Source organism: Microbacterium sp. F51-2R (assembly GCF_052180235.1).
Taxonomy (GTDB): domain Bacteria; phylum Actinomycetota; class Actinomycetes; order Actinomycetales; family Microbacteriaceae; genus Microbacterium.
The window spans coordinates 1,409,257-1,426,460 of record NZ_CP197470.1 but is presented as its reverse complement, the minus strand read 5'-3'; the positions used below and the strand labels follow the sequence as shown (position 1 = coordinate 1,426,460).

Sequence of the window (17,204 nt, the reverse complement as noted above, 5' to 3'; positions counted from 1 at the left end):
GAACCGTCGGTCGACGGGCCCGGCTGGGGAGGCCGGGCCCGTCGACCGCCACTACTGACCTCGAGCAAAGGAGCAAGACATGTCGGAGCTGACGCGTGATGTCGTCGTCATCGGCGCGGGAGCGGCGGGTCTCACCGCCGCGAACCAGCTGAAGAAGGCGGGCCTCTCAGTCGCCGTGCTGGAGGCGCGCGACCGTGTCGGCGGGCGGCTGTGGACGGATGTGATCGACGGCGCGATGCTCGAGATCGGCGGTCAGTGGGTCTCGCCCGACCAGGAAGCCCTCATCGAGACAATCGAGGAGCTCGGACTCGAGACCTTCGACCGCTACCGCGACGGCGACTCGGTCTACGTCGGTCCCGACGGCAAGGCCGAGCGCTTCACGGGAGAGATGTTCCCCGTCTCGCCCGAGACCGAGCGCGTCATCGCCGAGATCACCGAAGAGCTCGACGCGATGGTCGCCGAGATCGACCCCGACCGGCCGTGGGCGCACCCCAAGGCCGAGGAGTGGGACACGATCTCGTGGGAGGCGTGGCTGCGCGCCAAGACCGACGACGACGAGGCCGTGCGCAACCTCGCCTTCCCGACCGGCTCGGCCATGCTCACGAAGCCCGTGCACGCCTTCTCGCTCCTGCAGTCGCTGCTCATGGCGGCCTCGGCGGGAAGCTACTCGCACCTCGTCGACGCCGACTTCATCCTCGACAAGCGCGTCGTGGGCGGCCTGCAGCAGGTGCCGCTCCTCCTCGCCGAGCGCCTCGGTGACGACGTCTTCCTCGGCCAGCCCGTTCGCCGGCTCGAGTGGTCGGAGGAGGGCGTGACCGCGACCACCGACAGCCAGACGGTCCGCGCGCGGTACGCGATCCTCGCGCACGCGCCGATCCTCTACAACCGCATCCAGTTCGTTCCGCCGCTGCCGCGCCGACAGCACCAGCTGCACCAGCACCTCTCGATGGGCTTCGTCATCAAGGTGCACGCCGTGTACGACCGCCCGTTCTGGCGCGAGCAGGGCCTCTCGGGCACCGCCTTCAGCCCCTACGAGCTCTCGCACGAGGCCTACGACAACACCAATCACGGCGATGAGCGCGGCACGCTCGTCGGCTTCGTCAGTGACCGCAACGCCGACGACCTCTTCACGCTGTCGGCGGAGGAGCGGAAGGAGCGCATCCTCGAGTCGCTCTCGCACTACTACGGTCCCGAGGCGAAAAACCCCGTCGTCTACTACGAGAGCGACTGGGGGAGCGAGGAGTGGACCCGCGGCGCCTACGCCGCCAGCTTCGACCTGGGCGGTCTGCACCGCTACGGCGCCGACCTCCGCACGCCCGTCGGGCCCATCCACTTCGCGTGCAGCGACATGGCCGGTGCGGGCTACCAGCACGTCGACGGCGCCATCCGCATGGGCCGGCTCGTCGCCGCCGACATCCTCGAGGACGCCCACGCATGAGCGGCCACATCGTCGTCGGCTACACCGCGACGTCCGCGGGTGAGGATGCCGTCGCCCTCGGCGCGCGCCTCGCGACCGCACTCGGCGCGCAGCTCGACCTCGTCCTCGTCCTTCCCGCCGAAGATCGCAGCGTCATCACGCCTCCCGACGCGGGGTACGACCGCTACCTCGTGGGGCAGGCCGAGGCCTGGCTCTCGGCAGCGGGGGAGAAGATCCCCCGGGAGGTGGTGCGGGCCTCCCACGTGCGGTTCGCCGACTCGTTCGCCGAGGGACTCATCGCCGCGGCGCACGACGTGGACGCCTCGCACATCGTCGTCGGCGCCGCCAACGGCGGCCTGCGCGGACGCCACCGCCTCGGCACCGTCGCCACCGAGCTGCTGCACTCTTCCGACGTGCCGGTCGTGCTCGCCCCCGAGGGGTACAGCCGCATCGAAGTGACCGGCGTGAGCCGCATCACCGCGGCGATCGGCACGCGGCCGGGCGCCGACGCGCTCCTCGAGGAGAGCGTCGCGCTCGTCGCGGCGACCCGCGCCAGGCTGCGCCTCCTCTCGCTGGTGTCGGTCGACCTCCCCGCGAGCGTCGACACCGGCGTCATCCGCGTCGCCGGCGCCGCACACGCCGACGATGTGCTCGGCAAGGCGCTGGACGCACTGCCCGAAACGGTGTCGGCCGATGTCGTCGTCGCGCGCGGCGACAGCATCGAGGATGCCGTCGCCCACCTCAGCTGGGAGCCCGGCGAGCTGGCGGTCGTCGGCTCGAGCAGGCTCGCCCAGCCCCGCCGGCTTTTCCTGGGCTCGACGGCAGCGAAGATGCTGCACGAGCTTCCCGTCCCGATGGTCGTCGTGCCCCGCACGCGCGACAAGGAAGGTAATCGCGCATGAGCGCTTCCCCGACCCCCGGCGCTGCGGCGCCGCTGGCCCCCGCCGCCGGCGCCCACGCCGGAGAGCTGTCCGCCAAGGGCCTCAGTGCCGGCGCCGTCGGCGTCATCGGCGCCGTCGTCATCGGCATCTCGACGATCGCGCCCGCCTACACCCTCACCGCCTCGCTCGGCCCGACCGTCGCGGTCGTCGGCACGCAGGTGCCGGCGATCATCCTCGTCGGGTTCATCCCGATGCTGCTGACGGCCTTCGGCTACCGCGAGCTCAACCGCGCCATGCCTGACTCGGGCACCTCCTTCACGTGGGGCGTCCGCGCCTTCGGCCCGTGGATCGGGTGGATGACGGGGTGGGGCCTCGTGGCCGCGACAGTCATCGTGCTCTCCAACCTCGCGGGAATCGCCGTCGAGTTCCTGTTCCTCCTCATCGCGCAGCTCACGGGCAATCCCGCCATCGCCGATCTCGCCTTCAACCCGTTCATCAACGTCGGCGTGTGTCTCCTCTTCATGCTCGGCGCGACCCTCGTGTCGTACCGCGACATGCAGACGACGCAGAAGTTCCAGTACGTCCTCGTCGGGTTCCAGGTCATCGTGCTCCTCCTGTTCGCCGTCGTCGCGATCATCAAGGCCGTGAACGGCGACGCGCCAGATCCGACCGCGTTCTCGTGGTCGTGGTTCAACCCCCTCGAGGTCCCCACGTTCAGCGCGTTCGCCGCGGGCCTGTCGCTGTCGATCTTCATCTTCTGGGGATGGGACGTCGTTCTCACGATGAACGAGGAGACGAAGAACCCCGCCAAGACGCCGGGGCGCGCAGCGATGCTCACCGTCGTCATCGTCGTCGCGCTGTACCTGCTGCTGTCGATCGGCCTCATCATGTTCGCCGGCGTCGGAACCGGCGCGCTGGGGCTCGCCAACGAGGACATCTCGGCGAACGTCTTCTTCGCCCTGTCCGACCCGATCCTCGGGCCGCTCGCCTTCCTGGTCTCGCTCGCGGTGCTGTCGAGCTCCGCGGCATCCCTCCAGTCCACGGCTGTCGGCCCGGCGCGCACGCTCCTGGCGATGGGGCACTACGGCGCGATCCCGCGCTCGTTCGCCCGCGTGAGCCCGCGGTTCTTCACCCCCGGGTACGCGACGATCGTCTCGGCCATCGTGGCGTCGGCCTTCTACGCGGTCATGCGCGTGCTCAGCGAGAACGTCCTCACCGACACGATCCTCTCGCTCGGCATGATGATCTGCTTCTACTACGGCCTCACCGCGTTCGCGTGCGTCTGGTACTTCCGCAAGCAGTGGTTCGACTCCGCGCGCAGCTTCTTCTTCACCTTCCTGTTCCCGCTCGTGGGCGGCGCGATCCTCGCGGTGCTCTTCGTCACGACGCTCATCGACTCGATGGATCCCGCGTACGGCAGCGGATCGAGCATCGGCGGCGTGGGTCTCGTCTTCATCCTCGGAGTGACGATCATCCTCGTGGGCGTCGTCATCATGATCTGGCAGGCGATCAAGCGCCCCGCGTTCTTCCGGGGCGAGACTCTGTCGATGGATGCCCCACCCAGCCTCCGACGTTCGCGTCAGACTGTCTGAGAGAAACCGAAACGGAGAAGAAATGACCGACTACGCCGTCGTCAACCCCGCCACCGGCGAGACCCTCGCGACCTACCCGACGATCACCGACGCCGAACTCGAGAACGCCATCGCGACGTCGGATGCCACGTTCCACGAGTGGCGGAACGTGCCGGTCGTCGAGCGGGCCGGCCGTGTGCGCCGCGTCGCCGAGCTTCACCGCGAGCGCCGCGAGGAGCTCGCCGCGCTCATCGTGCGGGAGATGGGGAAGCCCCTCGCCGCGGCGCTCGGCGAGGTCGACTTCGCCGCCGACATCACCGAGTACTACGCCGACAACGCGGAGAAGATCACCGCTGACCAGCCCATCGACATCCTCGGCGAGGGGTCGGCGGTCATCCGCCGCTCGGCGCTGGGCGTGCTCCTGGGCATCATGCCGTGGAACTTCCCGTACTACCAGGTCGCCCGCTTCGCGGCGCCCAACATCGTGATCGGCAACACGATCCTCCTCAAGCACGCTCCGCAGTGCCCCGAGTCGGCCGCCGCGATCGAGAAGATCTACCGCGATGCGGGCCTGGAGGGCGCGTACATCAACCTCTACGCGACGAACGAGCAGGCGGCGAGGATCATCGCCGATCCGCGCGTGCAGGGAGTGTCGGTCACGGGCTCGGAGCGTGCGGGTGCGGCCGTCGCCGAGCAGGCGGGGCGTCACCTCAAGAAGGTGGCCCTCGAGCTCGGCGGGTCCGACCCGTTCATCCTGCTCTCCACCGACGACCTCGACGGCGCGGTGCAGGCGGCCGTCGACGCGCGCCTGGACAACACCGGCCAGTCGTGCAACGCGGCCAAGCGCTTCATCGTGACCGCCGACCTCTATGACGGCTTCCTCGAGAAGTTCACGGCCGCGATGACGGCGGCGAAGGTCGGCGACCCGCTGGCCGATGACACCGATCTCGGCCCGCTGTCGTCGGTCGCGGCTGCCGAGCGGCTCGCCGAGCAGGTCGACCGCGCCGTCGCGCAGGGTGCGACGCTGGTCGCGGGCGGCAAGCGCGACGGCGCCTTCTACACGCCGACCGTGCTCACCGACGTGACACCCGCCATGGACGCGTACCGCGAAGAGTTCTTCGGCCCTGTCGGCGTCGTCTACAAGGTCGCGGGCGAAGACGAGGCGGTCGAGGTCGCCAACGGCACGCCGTTCGGCCTCGGTTCGTACGTCTTCACGACCGATGAGAAGCAGGCCGAGCGCGTGGCCGACAAGATCGACGCCGGCATGGTCTACGTCAACGTCGTGCTCGCCGACTCTCCCGAGCTGCCCTTCGGCGGCGTGAAGCGCTCCGGCACCTCGCGTGAGATGGGACTCCTGGCCGCGGACGAGTTCGTCAACAAGAAGCTCATCCGCATCGCCTGATCGGCCCGAGGGCTCGCGACACGGATGACGGCGGCGCGGCCGCCGTCATCCGTGTCGTTCCAGCGAGCATCAGTGCCCCGGAGCGTCGAGCGCGGCCCTGGCTTCTGCGAGGGCCTCCTCGGCCCACTCCACCTGCTGCCGCATGCCCCAGCGGGTCGCGGCATCCTTCGCCCGCTCGAACTCGGCGACCGCCCCCGCGGCGTCGCCCGCGTCTCGAAGCGCCCAGCCCCGGTTGTTGTGGAGGCTGACCCGCCAGCGCAGCGTGCGCCGATCGCTGATGCCGTCGAGGAGCGCCAGCGCCTCATCGGTGTAGCGCGCGCCGCCGGCGGGGTCGGCGATCGCGAGCATGTGCAGCGCGTCGATCCGAAGGAAGAGCAGTCGAGCGGATGCCGCGGCCGCCGCAGCCTCGTGGAACAGCGCCACCGCGCCCGCGGCGTCGCCGCCCGAGTTGCGCAGCCGACCGCGCTCGAGAGCGACACGCGCGCGCACGACGGGCACCGCGGACGCGGCCGGGTCTTCGGACGACACGGTGTCGAGCAAGGCGTCCGCGTCGGCGAACCGGCCCTGCAAGCCCAGGGCCCGAGCGACCTGGGTCTGCAGCTCGGCGCGGGCCTCGGCATCCGTCTCCTCATCTGCCGCCCGGCGCAGACGGCTCTCGGAAGCCTGCGCGTCCGAGAAGTCCCACAGCTCGTCCAGCCGGTCCTGTGCGATCGCCATGAGTCGGATGCTATTCGCGCCGGATCCTGTCGTGGCGAGGGATCCCGGGGCAGGATGGAGGGATGGCTGACGGCGCAATGGAGACCGACCCTCGTAGGTGCGCCAGTATTGAGGATGAGTTCTTCGGGTGCACGGCCCGGTTCGCGGCCCACAAGGCCATGCCGTACACTGGAGGAGCAGTTTGAAGTCTGCATTCTTTCGCCGTGCCCGGGTTCCCGGGCTAAGCCCCTTATGGACAGGACACGGCAGAAGCGTGCGGGCGTCCGAGGCCCCATGGCCTCTAGGGCGGTAGCTCAATTGGCAGAGCAGCGGTCTCCAAAACCGCAGGTTGCAGGTTCGATTCCTGTCCGCCCTGCGCGTCAGCTCGAGCTGGCACACGGAAGGTAATCAGGTGGGTTCGATGGTTCAAGACGAGCCGAAGGGCGAGGTCGTCGCCAAGTCCGAGGCGACCGCTCCGCGCGAGAAGAAGCTGGGCTTCTTCGCGCGCATCGCGCTCTTCATTCGTCAGGTGTTCGGCGAGCTTCGCAAGGTCGTCACCCCGACGCGCCAGGAACTCGTGAAGTTCACGGCGGTCGTGCTCGGATTCGTCGTCGTCATGATGGCGATCGTCTACGGTCTCGATCTGCTGTTCGTCTGGCTGACGACTGTCGTCTTCGGCGTGCCGGCTGGGGCTTGAGCGCCCACCTGTAACGCGACGCGGGCGAGGATGAACAATCCCGTGCCCACGAACGGAAGTGAACGAAGTGTCTGAAAGATATGTCGACGACGCCGATTGGGCGACGGCCGCCGAGCAGTCCTCGGAGGACGACGAAGCCCAGGAGGGCAACGTGCTGGCCGGTCAGGAGCACTCGGTCGAAGCCGCCGAGCACGTCGCGATCCACGTGGTCGACGATTCCGACGTCGACGGCGAAGAGGATCTGGCCGACCTGGACGACATCGACATCGACGACCCGGAGGCCGACGCGATCGTGAACGACGCACTCAATCTCGACGAGGCGGCCGAGTCCGAGGCCGCGGCCGAAGTCCTCAACGACTCCATCGCCGAAGAGGTCGCAGACCTCGAGGCCGCTGCCGCCGAGGATGTCGCGCCGTACGACGGCCCTGACGTCAACGGCGAGCCCGACGAGCCCGTGCTGAGCGAGGAGTTCCGCCAGAGCCTCGCGGCGGCGGAGGACGAGGTCGACGAGACCGAGGCATCCGTCTCTCCCGCTGATGCGGCCGAGGGCACCATCGACGATCTCGACGCGGCCGACCACGAGGAAGCCGACGAGGACGCCGACGAGGAAGAGGAAGACCCCTACGAGGCCTTCCGCACCGAGCTGCGCAGCCTCCCGGGCAAGTGGTACGTCATCCACTCCTACGCCGGATTCGAGCGCAAGGTGAAGGCCAACATCGAGCAGCGCAAGTCGACGCTCGAGGTCGAGGAAGAGATCTACCAGATCGAGGTCCCCATGGAGGACGTCGTCGAGATCAAGAACGGGCAGCGCAAGATGGTCACGCGCGTCCGGATCCCCGGCTACGTGCTCGTGCGCATGGAGCTCAACGAAGACACCTGGTCGGTCGTGCGTCACACGCCGGGCGTCACGGGCTTCGTCGGCAACGCGCACAACCCGACCCCCCTCCGCTTCGAGGAGGCCTTCAACATGCTGAAGAGCCTCGTCGAGATCAAGGAGACCGCGCCCACCAAGGCCGGCGCCGCCAAGAAGGGCGCCGCCGCTGCGTCGCGCGTCATCCCGGCGGAGGTCGACTTCGAGGTCGGCGAGACGATCACGATCAAGGAGGGCTCGTTCGCGGGTCTTCCCGGCACGATCAGCGAGATCAAGCCCGAGAGCGGCAAGCTCACGGTCCTCGTCTCGCTCTTCGAGCGCGAGACCCCGGTCGAGCTGTCGTTCGACCAGGTCACCAAGCTTTAAGACTTCTCGGGGCGCGTCCCCGAGAGAACCGCGGTCCGGAGATGCCGGACGTGCGGGAGAACGGATCAGACCTTCACCGCTGGTGAAGAGCGCTGCATCCGCTCGATGAAAGGAAAGAGAATGGCACCGAAGAAGAAGGTGACCGGCCTGATCAAGCTTCAGATCAACGCCGGTGCCGCCAACCCGGCGCCGCCGATCGGCCCCGCGCTCGGTCAGCATGGCGTCAACATCATGGAGTTCTGCAAGGCGTACAACGCCGCGACGGAGTCGCAGCGCGGCAACGTCATCCCCGTGGAGATCACTGTCTACGAGGACCGCAGCTTCACGTTCATCCTGAAGACCCCGCCGGCCGCCGAGCTCATCAAGAAGGCCGCCGGCCTTCAGAAGGGCTCGAAGACGCCGCACACGGTCAAGGTCGGCAAGCTCAGCAAGGAGCAGGTCCGCCAGATCGCCGAGCAGAAGCAGCCCGACCTGAACGCGAACGACATCGAGGCCGCCTCGAAGATCATCGCCGGCACCGCCCGTTCCATGGGCATCACGGTCGAGGACTGAGGGGGATAACGACAATGGCTACCAAGTCCAAGGCCTACCAGGCCGCTGCCGCCAAGATCGCGGCTGACAAGTTCTACACGCCCACCGAGGCCGTCGCCCTGGCGCGCGAGACCGGTTCGGCGAAGTTCGACTCGACCGTCGAGGTCGCGCTCAAGCTCGCCGTCGACCCCCGCAAGGCCGACCAGATGGTGCGCGGCACCGTCATCCTCCCGCACGGCACCGGCAAGACGGCGCGCGTCATCGTGTTCGCGACGGGTCCGGCCGCTGAGGCCGCGATCGCCGCGGGTGCTGACGAGGTCGGCGGCGCCGAGCTCATCGAGAAGGTCGCGGGCGGCTACACGTCGTTCGACGCCGCCGTCTCGACGCCCGAGCTCATGGGCCAGGTCGGTCGCCTCGGAAAGGTCCTCGGTCCCCGAGGCCTCATGCCGAACCCCAAGACCGGCACCGTGACCCCCAACCCGGCCAAGGCCGTGGAGGAGATCAAGGGCGGCAAGATCGAGTTCCGCGTCGACAAGCACGCCAACGTGCACTTCGTCGTCGGCAAGGCCTCGTTCTCGCAGGAGCAGCTCGACGAGAACCTGAAGGCCGCGATCGACGAGATCGTGCGTCTCAAGCCCTCGAGCTCGAAGGGGCGTTACATCCAGAAGGGCGCCGTCTCGACCACGTTCGGTCCCGGCATCCCGCTGGACGTCAACTCGTTCTGATCCTCGGATCTGATCCCGGATCGCTCTGAAGGAGCCCCGCCTCACGGCGGGGCTTCTTCTGCGTTTGCCGCGCGTTGCGCGGGGCGGAGTGTCTCGAGCCGGGCGCGGTGCGCCGAGTTGCCAGTTGTTGTGGCAATTCGACGCCGAGTGGACACATCGAGTGGCAACTCGCGGCGGGTGGGGTGGAGCCGGATCGAACCCGGTGGCGGATGGATGCCGGGGCTCCACGCCGGGGCGGACGGATGCCGAGTTGCCAGTTGTTGTGGCAATTCGACGCCGAGTCGTCACATCGAGTGGCAACTCGCGGCGGGTGGGGGCGCGGCCGGATCGAACCCGGTGGCGGATGGATGCCGGGGCTCCACGCCGGGGCGGACGGATGCCGAGTTGCCAGTTGTTGTGGCAATTCGACGCCGAGTCGTCACATCGAGTGGCAACTCGCGGCGGGTGGGGGCGCGGCCGGATCGAACCCGGTGGCGGGATGGATGCCGGGGTGGCGCGGGGGCGGACGGATGCCGAGTTGCCAGTTGTTGTGGCAATTCGACGCCGAGTCGTCACATCGAGTGGCAACTCGGCGCGCGGGAGTAGCGTCGATGGCATGTCGGGGAGCGCGCTGCAGGACCTGTTCGGAATCGACGAGCCGATCGTGCTGGGACCTTTCGGCGGGCTGTCGTCGGTCGCCCTGACGGTGGAGGTGAGCGAACTCGGCGGCCTCGGCTCGTACGGGCTGTACGGGTACGCGCCGGAGCGGATCCGCGAGACCATCGCTCAGCTCCGCGAGGCCACCGACCGCCCGTTCGCGGTCAACCTCTGGCTCCCGACGGGCGACGAGGTCGCACCGGGTGACGTCGACCTCGGGCCGGCGACGGCCGCTCTCGCCCCCTTGTACGAGGCGGCGGGCGTCGAACCGCCGGCTCCGCCCCATGCGTTCCTGCCGGCGGTGCGCGATCAGCTCGCCGCCGCGCTCGAGTCCGGACCGGCCGTGCTCTCCCTCGTGTACGGCGTGCCGCAGCCGTGGCTCGTCGAGGCGGCGCGGGCACGCGGCATCCGTCTCATCGGAACGGCCACCAGCGTCGCCGAAGCCCGTGCTCTCGACGCTGCCGGCGTCGACGCGATCGTCGCGACCGGAGCGGAGGCTGCGGGGCACCGTGTGTCGTTCCTGAGGCGGGCCGAAGACTCCCTCGTGGGCACGTTCGCGCTCGTGCCGCAGGTCGTCGATGCGGTCGGCGTGCCGGTGATCGCGGCCGGCGGAATCGCCGACCGCCGAGGTGTCGCGGCCGCGTTCGCGCTCGGCGCCTCTGGCGTGCAGGTCGGCACGGCCTTCCTGCGGACGCGCGAGTCCGCCGCGACCGAGGCGCATCGCGCCGCGATCCAGGCCGCTCGAGACACCGGCACCGTGCTCACGCGGGCCATGAGCGGACGGCTGGCGCGCGGCATCCCGAACACCGCCATGCGCACGATCGAGACGGCGGGGGTCATCGCTCCGTTCCCCGCGCAGAACTGGCTGACCGGAGCCTTCCGCGCACCAGCGGCGCGCGCCGGCAACGGCGAGCTGCTGTCGCTGTGGGCGGGTCAGGCTGCCGGCCTCGCGTCGCGGGAGACCGCTGCCGAGGTGTTCGCCGAGCTGCGGGCGGGTCTTCGGGCCTGAGCCCGCGCTCAGCGGCGCCGGGCGGAGGGTTCGCGTGGCGAGTTGCCACAAGATGTGGCAACTCGAGGTCGAGTTGCGTGAAGGAGTGGCAACTCGCGGCGGCTGGCCGGGCGGTCGGGTCTTCCGGCCTGAGTCCCAGCGCAGCGGCGCCGGGAGCCCGGTTCGCGTGGCGAGTTGCCACAAGATGTGGCAACTCGAGGTCGAGTTGCGTGAAGGAGTGGCAACTCGCGGCGGCGGCGGGCTGGGCTCAGGCGGTCGGGGGACCTCGAAGCCCGCGGCGGCGGCGCCGGGCTGGGCTCAGGCGGTCGGGAGGACCTCGAAGCCCGACTCGGCGGATGCGCCGCGGGGTGAGGCATCCGTCACCTGCGCGCCGGTGACGCGTGATCCGGGAGGACCCTCCGCCATCCACGCGAGCACCTCGTCGACCCGGGCATCCTCGCCCTCGAACTCGGCCTCGACGCGGCCGTCGCGCCGATTGCGCACCCAGCCGACCACGCGGGCCTGGTTCGCGACGATCTTCATCGTGTAGCGGTAGCCGACCCCCTGCACTTCACCGGAGACGATCACGTGCACGCGGCGCATGGGTCAGTTCCCGCAAGCGCCGTCGGGTGCCCGGTCGTGCTTGTCGGCGTCGGATGCGTCCGGGTGGACGAGGCCGAACGACACGATGTGACCGATCATGCCTCGACAATATCCGCGCCGGGCGGGGACGGGCGGGGACGGGCGGCGGCGACGGCAGTGCGACCGCGGCAGTGCGGCAAGGCTATGCGACGGCGGCAGGAACTCAGCGATGGCGTCGGCGACGACGGGAGTGACAGGATGCCTCCATGGGCACCGTCGACGACTACCTCGCCGGACTCGAACCCGCCGATCGCGCGGCGATCGAGAGGGTCTACGCGGTCGCGCGCGCCGAAGTGCCCGAGGCCGAGCAGGGGACCGGATACGGGATGCCGGCGCTCGTCTACCGCGGAAAGCCCCTCATCTCGGTCATGCGGACGCGTAAGCACATCGGCCTGTACCCGTTCAGCCCGGCGGCCGTCGAGGCGGTCGCCGACGCCGTGCGGGAGGTCCCCGAGACGGGTCTCGACAAGGGGACGGTGCGCTTCCAGCCGATGCATCCGCTGCCCGACGACCTCGTGCGCGCTCTCGTCGCGGCCCGCAAGGCGCAGATCGACGGCTGACAGCCGTAGCGACCGGACCAGCGGGTCAGTGCGGCAGCACGAGCGAGATGCCGAGCGCGATCATGACGACCGCGATGGCGGCATCGAGGACCCGCCACGCGCGCGGTGTCGACAGCCAACGGCTGAGGTAGCGCGCGCCGAAGGCGAGTCCGAAGAACCACACGACGCTCGCCGACATCGCTCCCACGGCGAAGAGCCAGCGCGCGTCGCCGTGCGTGTTCGCGACCGTGCCGAGGAGGAACACCGTGTCGAGGTACACGTGGGGGTTGAGCCAGGTGAGCGCGAGGCAGGTCAGTACGACAGGGAGGAGCGCCGGCCGCGCGACCGTCTGCACGTCCGCTGCGGGGCGGCCCGAGGCATCCGTCTTCCGTGACGTGTCGTCGACGGATGCCGCGTCCCCGCTCGAGACGCCGCCACCGGCCGCGTCGAGCACCGTGCCGCTCGGGCGCCACGCGCGCTTCGCGGCGAGCAATCCGTACCCGACGAGGAAGGCGGCGCCCGCCCACCGCACGGCGTCGACGAGCCACGGCACCGCCTGCAGCACGAACCCGACGCCCGAGACGCCGAGCAAGATGAGAACCGCGTCCGACACGGCGCAGATCGCCGCGACGACGAAGACGTGCTCGCGACGGAGCCCCTGGCGCAGCACGAAGAGGTTCTGCGCGCCGATCGCGACGATGAGCGACAGGCCCAGGCCGAAGCCGGCGAGCACGGGGGAGATCACACCCCGACGCTAAGCGGGCCAGGTCATTCAGTCCAGCTCATGATCCTTCAGCAGCATTAGCCTGACTGATGTGAGGATTCCGCCCGAGCTCGCCGAGACCCTCGCCGTGGTCGTCGACGAGGGGTCGCTGGATGCCGCGGCCCGCCGGCTGCACGTCACGCCGTCCGCCGTCAGCCAGCGCATCAAGACGCTCGAGGAGGAGCTGGGTCGGGTGGTTCTCGTGCGCTCGCGCCCCGTGCGGCCGACTGAGGCGGGAGCGGCGATCGTCCGTCTCGCGCGTCAGAGCGCTCTCCTCGAGCACGATGCCCTCGCGGCGCTGGGCGTCGACGAGGAGGGCGCCGCCCTCGTGTCGGTGCCGCTCGCGGTCAACGCCGACTCCCTCGCGACGTGGTTCCTCGAGCCCCTCGCGCGGCTGAGGGAGCGGCATCCTGTCGTCTTCGAACTGCACCGCGACGACCAGGACTTCACCGCGGGCCTCCTGGAATCCGGAACCGTCATGGGCGCCGTGACCTCGCGCGCGACGCCCGTCGCCGGATGCCGCGTGAGCACGCTCGGCGTCATGCGGTACGAAGCCGTCGCGACCCCGGAGTATCGCGCGCGGTGGCTCGTCGACGGCGTCACGGCGAAGGCTCTGGAGGCCGCGCCGCTCGTCGACTTCGACCGGCGGGACGACCTCCAGTCGCAGTGGCTGACGGCTCAGGGGGCGGATGCCGCCTCCCCGCCCCGCAGCTACGTGCCGGCATCGAACGACTTCGCGAGCGCGATCAAGCTCGGGCTCGGATGGGGGCTTCTGCCGAGCTTCCAGTCCGAGGCGGAGCTGGCCGACGGGCGGCTCGTGAGGCTCGGCGGGCCGCCCGTGGACGTGCCGCTTTACTGGCAGCAGTGGAATCTGCGCTCGCCGCTCCTGGACGCCATCGCGGTAGAGCTCGTCGCGGAGGGCCGCCGCGTGCTCGCGGCGATGCCGCCCGGCTGACGCCGAGCCGACGACGCGAAGAAGCGGGGCGCGCTGCGGCGGGCGCGCGGCATCCGTCTCAGTCGTCGCTCACGCGCAGCACGATCTTGCCGCGGGTGTGGCCCTCCTCGAGGAGGGCGTGCGCGTCTGCGGCCTCGGCGAGATCGAACACGCGGTCGACGAACACCTGGATCGCGCCGGAGTCGAGCAGACGGCCTACGGTCGCGAGCGCGCTTCCGTCGGGGACGACACGGTAGCCGGTCGTCCGCACTCCGGCTTCGGCGGCGGCCTCGGCGTAGCCGGGGAACGAGTGCGTCGGCACGACGATGTAGAGGCCGCCCGGGCGGATGACGCCGAGCGAGCGCGTCCCGGTGTCGGAGTGGACGTTGCCGACCAGGTCGATGACGACGTCGACATCGGCCACGACATCCTCGAAGCGCGTCGAGGTGTAGTCGATGACGGTCGTCGCGCCGAGCTCGCGCAGCCACGATGCGTTGCGGGCAGACCCGGTCGCGGTGACGTGGGCGCCGAAGTAGTTCGCGAGCTGCACGGCGAAATGGCCGACGCCGCCGCTGCCGGCATGGATGAGCATGCGCTGACCCTCGTGAGCGTGGGCGGTCTCGACGACGAGTCCCCAGGCCGTGAGGGCGGCCAGCGGCACGCCCGCCGCCTCGACGTGCGAGAGCGACGTGGGCTTGCGCGCGACTGAGAGGGTCGGCACGACGGCGTACTCGGCGTACGAGCCGCCCGTGCGGGGGAAGGGCAGCATGCCGAACACCTCGGTGCCGGCGGGGAAGGGGTGCGACTCGTACGGCGACTGCACGACGACTCCGCTGAAGTCGAAGCCGAGCACGGCGGGATACCCCGCGATCGCTTGCGAGAGACCCTTGCCCGAGCGGGTCTTCGCGTCGATGGGGTTGATCCCGGCGGCGACGACGCGCACGAGGAGTTCGGTCATCACCGGACGGGGGACGGGGGAGGATGCCTCGTGCAGCACCTCCGGCGGCCCCGTGCGGTCGATGACGACGGCGCGCATATCGGCGGGAGGCTCGGCCACCATCGCGAGCGTCGGTGAGGAGGTGGGGGTCGATCGCAGCGGCCGGAATCGCATCGGTCGCTCCTTCCCGTGCATGGCGGCGTCGGCAGCACTGGTGCCTTGGTGTGCCCAGTCAACCCTTCGATTGTCTCGCCCGTGTTACGCGCCTGCTACCGGGTGGATAAGCGCGCGCTCGGGCCGGTGCCGTCGCGGGTCGCGGGCGGGGCCCGCGCATCGGTCGCGTCGATCGGGCTCAGCCTCGCGATCGGGTTCAGTCGTGGTCGACGGGATCCGGCGTAGTGCCCGACGTCAGGGCGTGCAGAAGATGCGCGAGCCGCTCGATGTCGGCGATGTGCCAGCTCTCGAGCGAGTCCGCCAGAGCGCTCTCGCGCGGATTGCGTGCCGCGGCGAGACGCTCGAGCCCCTCGGGGGTCGGTGCGAGGATGCTCGACCGCCCGTCGCTCGGATCGGGGGTGCGCACGACCAGGCCGAGGTTCTCGAGCTCACGGACGGTCCGGCTGATCTGACCCTTGTCGGCCATGAGCATCTCGGCGAGGGCCGAGATCGTGACGTGCTCGCGCCGGACGATCGTCGTGAAGACCTTGTATGCGCCGGGGAGCATCCCCGGGCTCAGGCGGTGCGCGTTCTCGAGGATGACGCGCCGGAACTGCGTGATGAGTTCACCGAACTCCGCCTCGAGGGTCCGCACCGCCTCGGCGCGGACCTCTCGGGCGTCGTTCTCGGTCATCGTGATCGACATTAGCGTCGGCGGGATGCCTCGGCCGAGGCATCCGTCGCCTGCTCGCCGGCAGACGCCACCGCAGCGTCCGCCGTCGCCGTGACCCGGGTGTCGTCGGCCGTCGCGGTGAGGGAGTCCATGCCCTCAGCGACCGAGACCGTGGCGAGGTCGGCCTCGCTCGCCTGGATGCGCTCGCTCGTCGTCATCCGCGTGAGCGGCTTGTTCGGGAGGAAGAGCACGGCGATGAGGCTCACCACCGCGAACGGCACGGCGATGAGGAAGGAGTGCGAGATGCCCTGGGCGTAGATGTCCTCGAAGATGACCCGCACGACCTCGGGCATGACCGACACCTTCGGCAGCGCGCCGCTCTGGATCTGGTCGGCGATCGCGGCGCCGTCGGCCCCGAGGCTGATGATCGCTGCGGTGAGTTGGTCCTTCGCGCCGGCCATGAGATCGGTGACGCTCGAGGCGAGAGCCGCGCCCATGACCGAGACGCCGATCGTGCCGCCGAGGCTGCGGAAGAACGTCACGCCCGAGCTCGCGACGCCGATCTCGGTCGGACGCGAGGTGTTCTGCACGACGAGCACGAGGTTCTGCATCGTCATGCCGACGCCGGCGCCGAGCAGGAACATGTAGATCGAGACGAGCACGAACGCGGTGTCGTAGTGGATCGTCGAGAGCAGGTACGAGCCCGCGATGAGGAGCACCGAGCCGACGACGAGGTACGGCTTCCAGTTGCCGAAGCGCGTGATGAGCGCACCGACGCCGATCGATGCGATCAGCAGGCCGCCGATCATCGGGATCGTCATGAGGCCGGCCTCGGTGGGCGTCGCGCCGCGCGCGAGCTGCATGTACTGGCTCAGGAAGACGGATGCCCCGAACATCGCGATGCCCGTCGCGACCGACGCGATGACGGCGAGCGTGAACGTGCGGTTGCGGAACAGCGTGAGCGGGACGAGCGGCTCCTTCGAGCGGAGCTCGACGAAGATGAACAGCGCGGTCGCGAGGATCGCGCCGCCGACCATGAGGATCGTCTGGATGCTCCACCAGTCGAACGAGTCGCCCGCGAGCGTCACCCAGATGAGCAGCAGCGAGACGGCCGTCGACAGCAGGATGATGCCGAAGTAGTCGATGCGCGCCTTCTTCTTCGGCAGTGCAGGCAGGTGCAGCGTGCGCTGCAGGATGACCAGCGCGAGCACGGCGAAGGGGAGTGCGACGAAGAAGTTCCAGCGCCAGCCCCACGTGTCGGTGATGACGCCGCCGAGAAGCGGGCCGCCGACCGTCGCGACGGCCATCACGGCGCCGAAGAGGCCCATGTAACGGCCGCGCTCGCGCGGGCTGATGATGTCGGCCATGATGACCTGGCTGAGCGCGGCGAGGCCGCCCGCGCCGATGCCCTGGACAGCGCGGAAGGCGATGAGGGTCGCCGGGTCTTGCGAGAACCCGGCCGCGGCGGTCGCGAGGACGAAGATCACGATCGCGAGCTGGATCAGCAGCTTGCGGTTGAACAGGTCGGCGAGCTTGCCCCAGATCGGCGTCGAGATGGCCGTCGTGAGGAGTGTCGCCGTGACGACCCACGTGAAGGCGGTCTGGTCGCCGTCGAGGTCGTGCACGATGACCGGCAGCGACGTCGAGACGACGGTCGAGGCGAGCATCGACACGAACATGCCGAGCAGGAGGCCGGAGAGGGCCTGCAGCACCTGGCGGTGACTGCGCTTCTCTTCGAGCGGGGCGACCGGGGCGGTCGCGGTGGAGGACGTTGTCATGCAG

General features: G+C 69.8%; 17 protein-coding genes and 1 tRNA gene. 12 read left to right on the top strand and 6 right to left on the bottom strand.

The features are described from left to right. Positions 1-79: 79 nt before the first annotated feature. From ACSBPH_RS06505 to ACSBPH_RS06490, 4 genes are read left to right on the top strand one after another with little or no spacing between them, the layout of a single operon-like run. Complete coding sequence (locus ACSBPH_RS06505) at positions 80-1,438, top strand: flavin monoamine oxidase family protein (RefSeq protein ID WP_442576781.1); 1,359 nt, start codon at positions 80-82, stop codon at positions 1,436-1,438. After that, a complete protein-coding gene (locus ACSBPH_RS06500; protein WP_442576780.1) occupies positions 1,435-2,319 on the top strand; it encodes a universal stress protein in 885 nt (294 codons plus the stop codon). The genes ACSBPH_RS06505 and ACSBPH_RS06500 overlap by 4 nt, the downstream gene beginning before the upstream one ends. Continuing rightward, on the top strand, positions 2,316-3,890 hold the full coding sequence (locus ACSBPH_RS06495; RefSeq protein WP_442576779.1) for an APC family permease: 1,575 nt from the start codon (positions 2,316-2,318) through the stop codon (positions 3,888-3,890). The genes ACSBPH_RS06500 and ACSBPH_RS06495 overlap by 4 nt, the downstream gene beginning before the upstream one ends. Before the next feature lie 22 nt (positions 3,891-3,912). Further along, positions 3,913-5,271 carry an NAD-dependent succinate-semialdehyde dehydrogenase gene (locus tag ACSBPH_RS06490; RefSeq protein ID WP_442576778.1) on the top strand — a complete coding sequence of 453 codons (1,359 nt, stop codon included), beginning with the start codon at positions 3,913-3,915 and terminating at the stop codon, positions 5,269-5,271. Positions 5,272-5,340: 69 nt separating this feature from the next. On the opposite strand, the gene ACSBPH_RS06485 is transcribed toward ACSBPH_RS06490, so the two are convergent. Continuing rightward, positions 5,341-5,988 (bottom strand): hypothetical protein, encoded by a 648-nt coding sequence (locus ACSBPH_RS06485; protein ID WP_442576777.1) that lies wholly within the window; start codon positions 5,986-5,988, stop codon positions 5,341-5,343. Between the two features lie 282 nt (positions 5,989-6,270). Here ACSBPH_RS06485 and ACSBPH_RS06480 point away from each other — a divergent pair. The 6 genes from ACSBPH_RS06480 to ACSBPH_RS06455 all read left to right on the top strand — a co-directional run bounded on the left by ACSBPH_RS06480 (position 6,271) and on the right by ACSBPH_RS06455 (position 10,802). Continuing rightward, positions 6,271-6,343 (top strand) — tRNA-Trp (locus tag ACSBPH_RS06480). Positions 6,344-6,388: 45 nt separating this feature from the next. Further along, a complete protein-coding gene (gene secE / locus ACSBPH_RS06475; RefSeq protein ID WP_442576776.1) occupies positions 6,389-6,664 on the top strand; it encodes a preprotein translocase subunit SecE in 276 nt (91 codons plus the stop codon). Between the two features lie 67 nt (positions 6,665-6,731). Then, positions 6,732-7,901: a transcription termination/antitermination protein NusG gene (gene nusG / locus ACSBPH_RS06470; protein WP_442576775.1), complete on the top strand. Its 1,170-nt coding sequence runs from the start codon at positions 6,732-6,734 to the stop codon at positions 7,899-7,901. Between the two features lie 120 nt (positions 7,902-8,021). Further along, positions 8,022-8,453, top strand: a complete 432-nt coding sequence (gene rplK, locus ACSBPH_RS06465) for a 50S ribosomal protein L11 (protein ID WP_442576774.1) — start codon at positions 8,022-8,024, stop codon at positions 8,451-8,453. A 14-nt stretch (positions 8,454-8,467) separates the two neighbouring features. After that, entirely contained in the window at positions 8,468-9,157 is a 690-nt protein-coding gene (rplA, locus tag ACSBPH_RS06460; RefSeq protein WP_442576773.1) for a 50S ribosomal protein L1, read from the top strand. 595 nt (positions 9,158-9,752) lie between these two features. Next, positions 9,753-10,802 carry an NAD(P)H-dependent flavin oxidoreductase gene (locus tag ACSBPH_RS06455; protein WP_442576772.1) on the top strand — a complete coding sequence of 350 codons (1,050 nt, stop codon included), beginning with the start codon at positions 9,753-9,755 and terminating at the stop codon, positions 10,800-10,802. 297 nt (positions 10,803-11,099) lie between these two features. Here ACSBPH_RS06455 and ACSBPH_RS06450 read toward each other — a convergent pair whose 3' ends face one another. Continuing rightward, entirely contained in the window at positions 11,100-11,384 is a 285-nt protein-coding gene (locus ACSBPH_RS06450) for an acylphosphatase (RefSeq protein ID WP_442576771.1), read from the bottom strand. Positions 11,385-11,629: 245 nt separating this feature from the next. On the opposite strand from ACSBPH_RS06450, the gene ACSBPH_RS06445 reads away from it, so the two are divergent. Further along, the gene (locus ACSBPH_RS06445; protein ID WP_442576770.1) at positions 11,630-11,983 is read left to right on the top strand and encodes an iron chaperone; all 354 of its coding nucleotides are present in this window, start codon (positions 11,630-11,632) and stop codon (positions 11,981-11,983) included. Positions 11,984-12,008: 25 nt separating this feature from the next. Here ACSBPH_RS06445 and ACSBPH_RS06440 read toward each other — a convergent pair whose 3' ends face one another. Further along, the gene (locus ACSBPH_RS06440; RefSeq protein WP_442576769.1) at positions 12,009-12,707 is read right to left on the bottom strand and encodes a LysE/ArgO family amino acid transporter; all 699 of its coding nucleotides are present in this window, start codon (positions 12,705-12,707) and stop codon (positions 12,009-12,011) included. Positions 12,708-12,777: 70 nt separating this feature from the next. On the opposite strand from ACSBPH_RS06440, the gene ACSBPH_RS06435 reads away from it, so the two are divergent. Then, positions 12,778-13,680 (top strand): LysR family transcriptional regulator ArgP, encoded by a 903-nt coding sequence (locus ACSBPH_RS06435; RefSeq protein WP_442576768.1) that lies wholly within the window; start codon positions 12,778-12,780, stop codon positions 13,678-13,680. 58 nt (positions 13,681-13,738) lie between these two features. On the opposite strand, the gene ACSBPH_RS06430 is transcribed toward ACSBPH_RS06435, so the two are convergent. From ACSBPH_RS06430 to ACSBPH_RS06420, 3 genes are all read right to left on the bottom strand, one after another. Beyond that, the gene (locus ACSBPH_RS06430; protein WP_442576767.1) at positions 13,739-14,770 is read right to left on the bottom strand and encodes an NADP-dependent oxidoreductase; all 1,032 of its coding nucleotides are present in this window, start codon (positions 14,768-14,770) and stop codon (positions 13,739-13,741) included. Positions 14,771-14,966: 196 nt separating this feature from the next. Beyond that, complete coding sequence (locus tag ACSBPH_RS06425; RefSeq protein ID WP_442576766.1) at positions 14,967-15,443, bottom strand: MarR family winged helix-turn-helix transcriptional regulator; 477 nt, start codon at positions 15,441-15,443, stop codon at positions 14,967-14,969. Between the two features lie 11 nt (positions 15,444-15,454). Further along, positions 15,455-17,200 carry an MDR family MFS transporter gene (locus ACSBPH_RS06420; protein WP_442576765.1) on the bottom strand — a complete coding sequence of 582 codons (1,746 nt, stop codon included), beginning with the start codon at positions 17,198-17,200 and terminating at the stop codon, positions 15,455-15,457. Between the last annotated feature and the right edge of the window lie 4 nt (positions 17,201-17,204).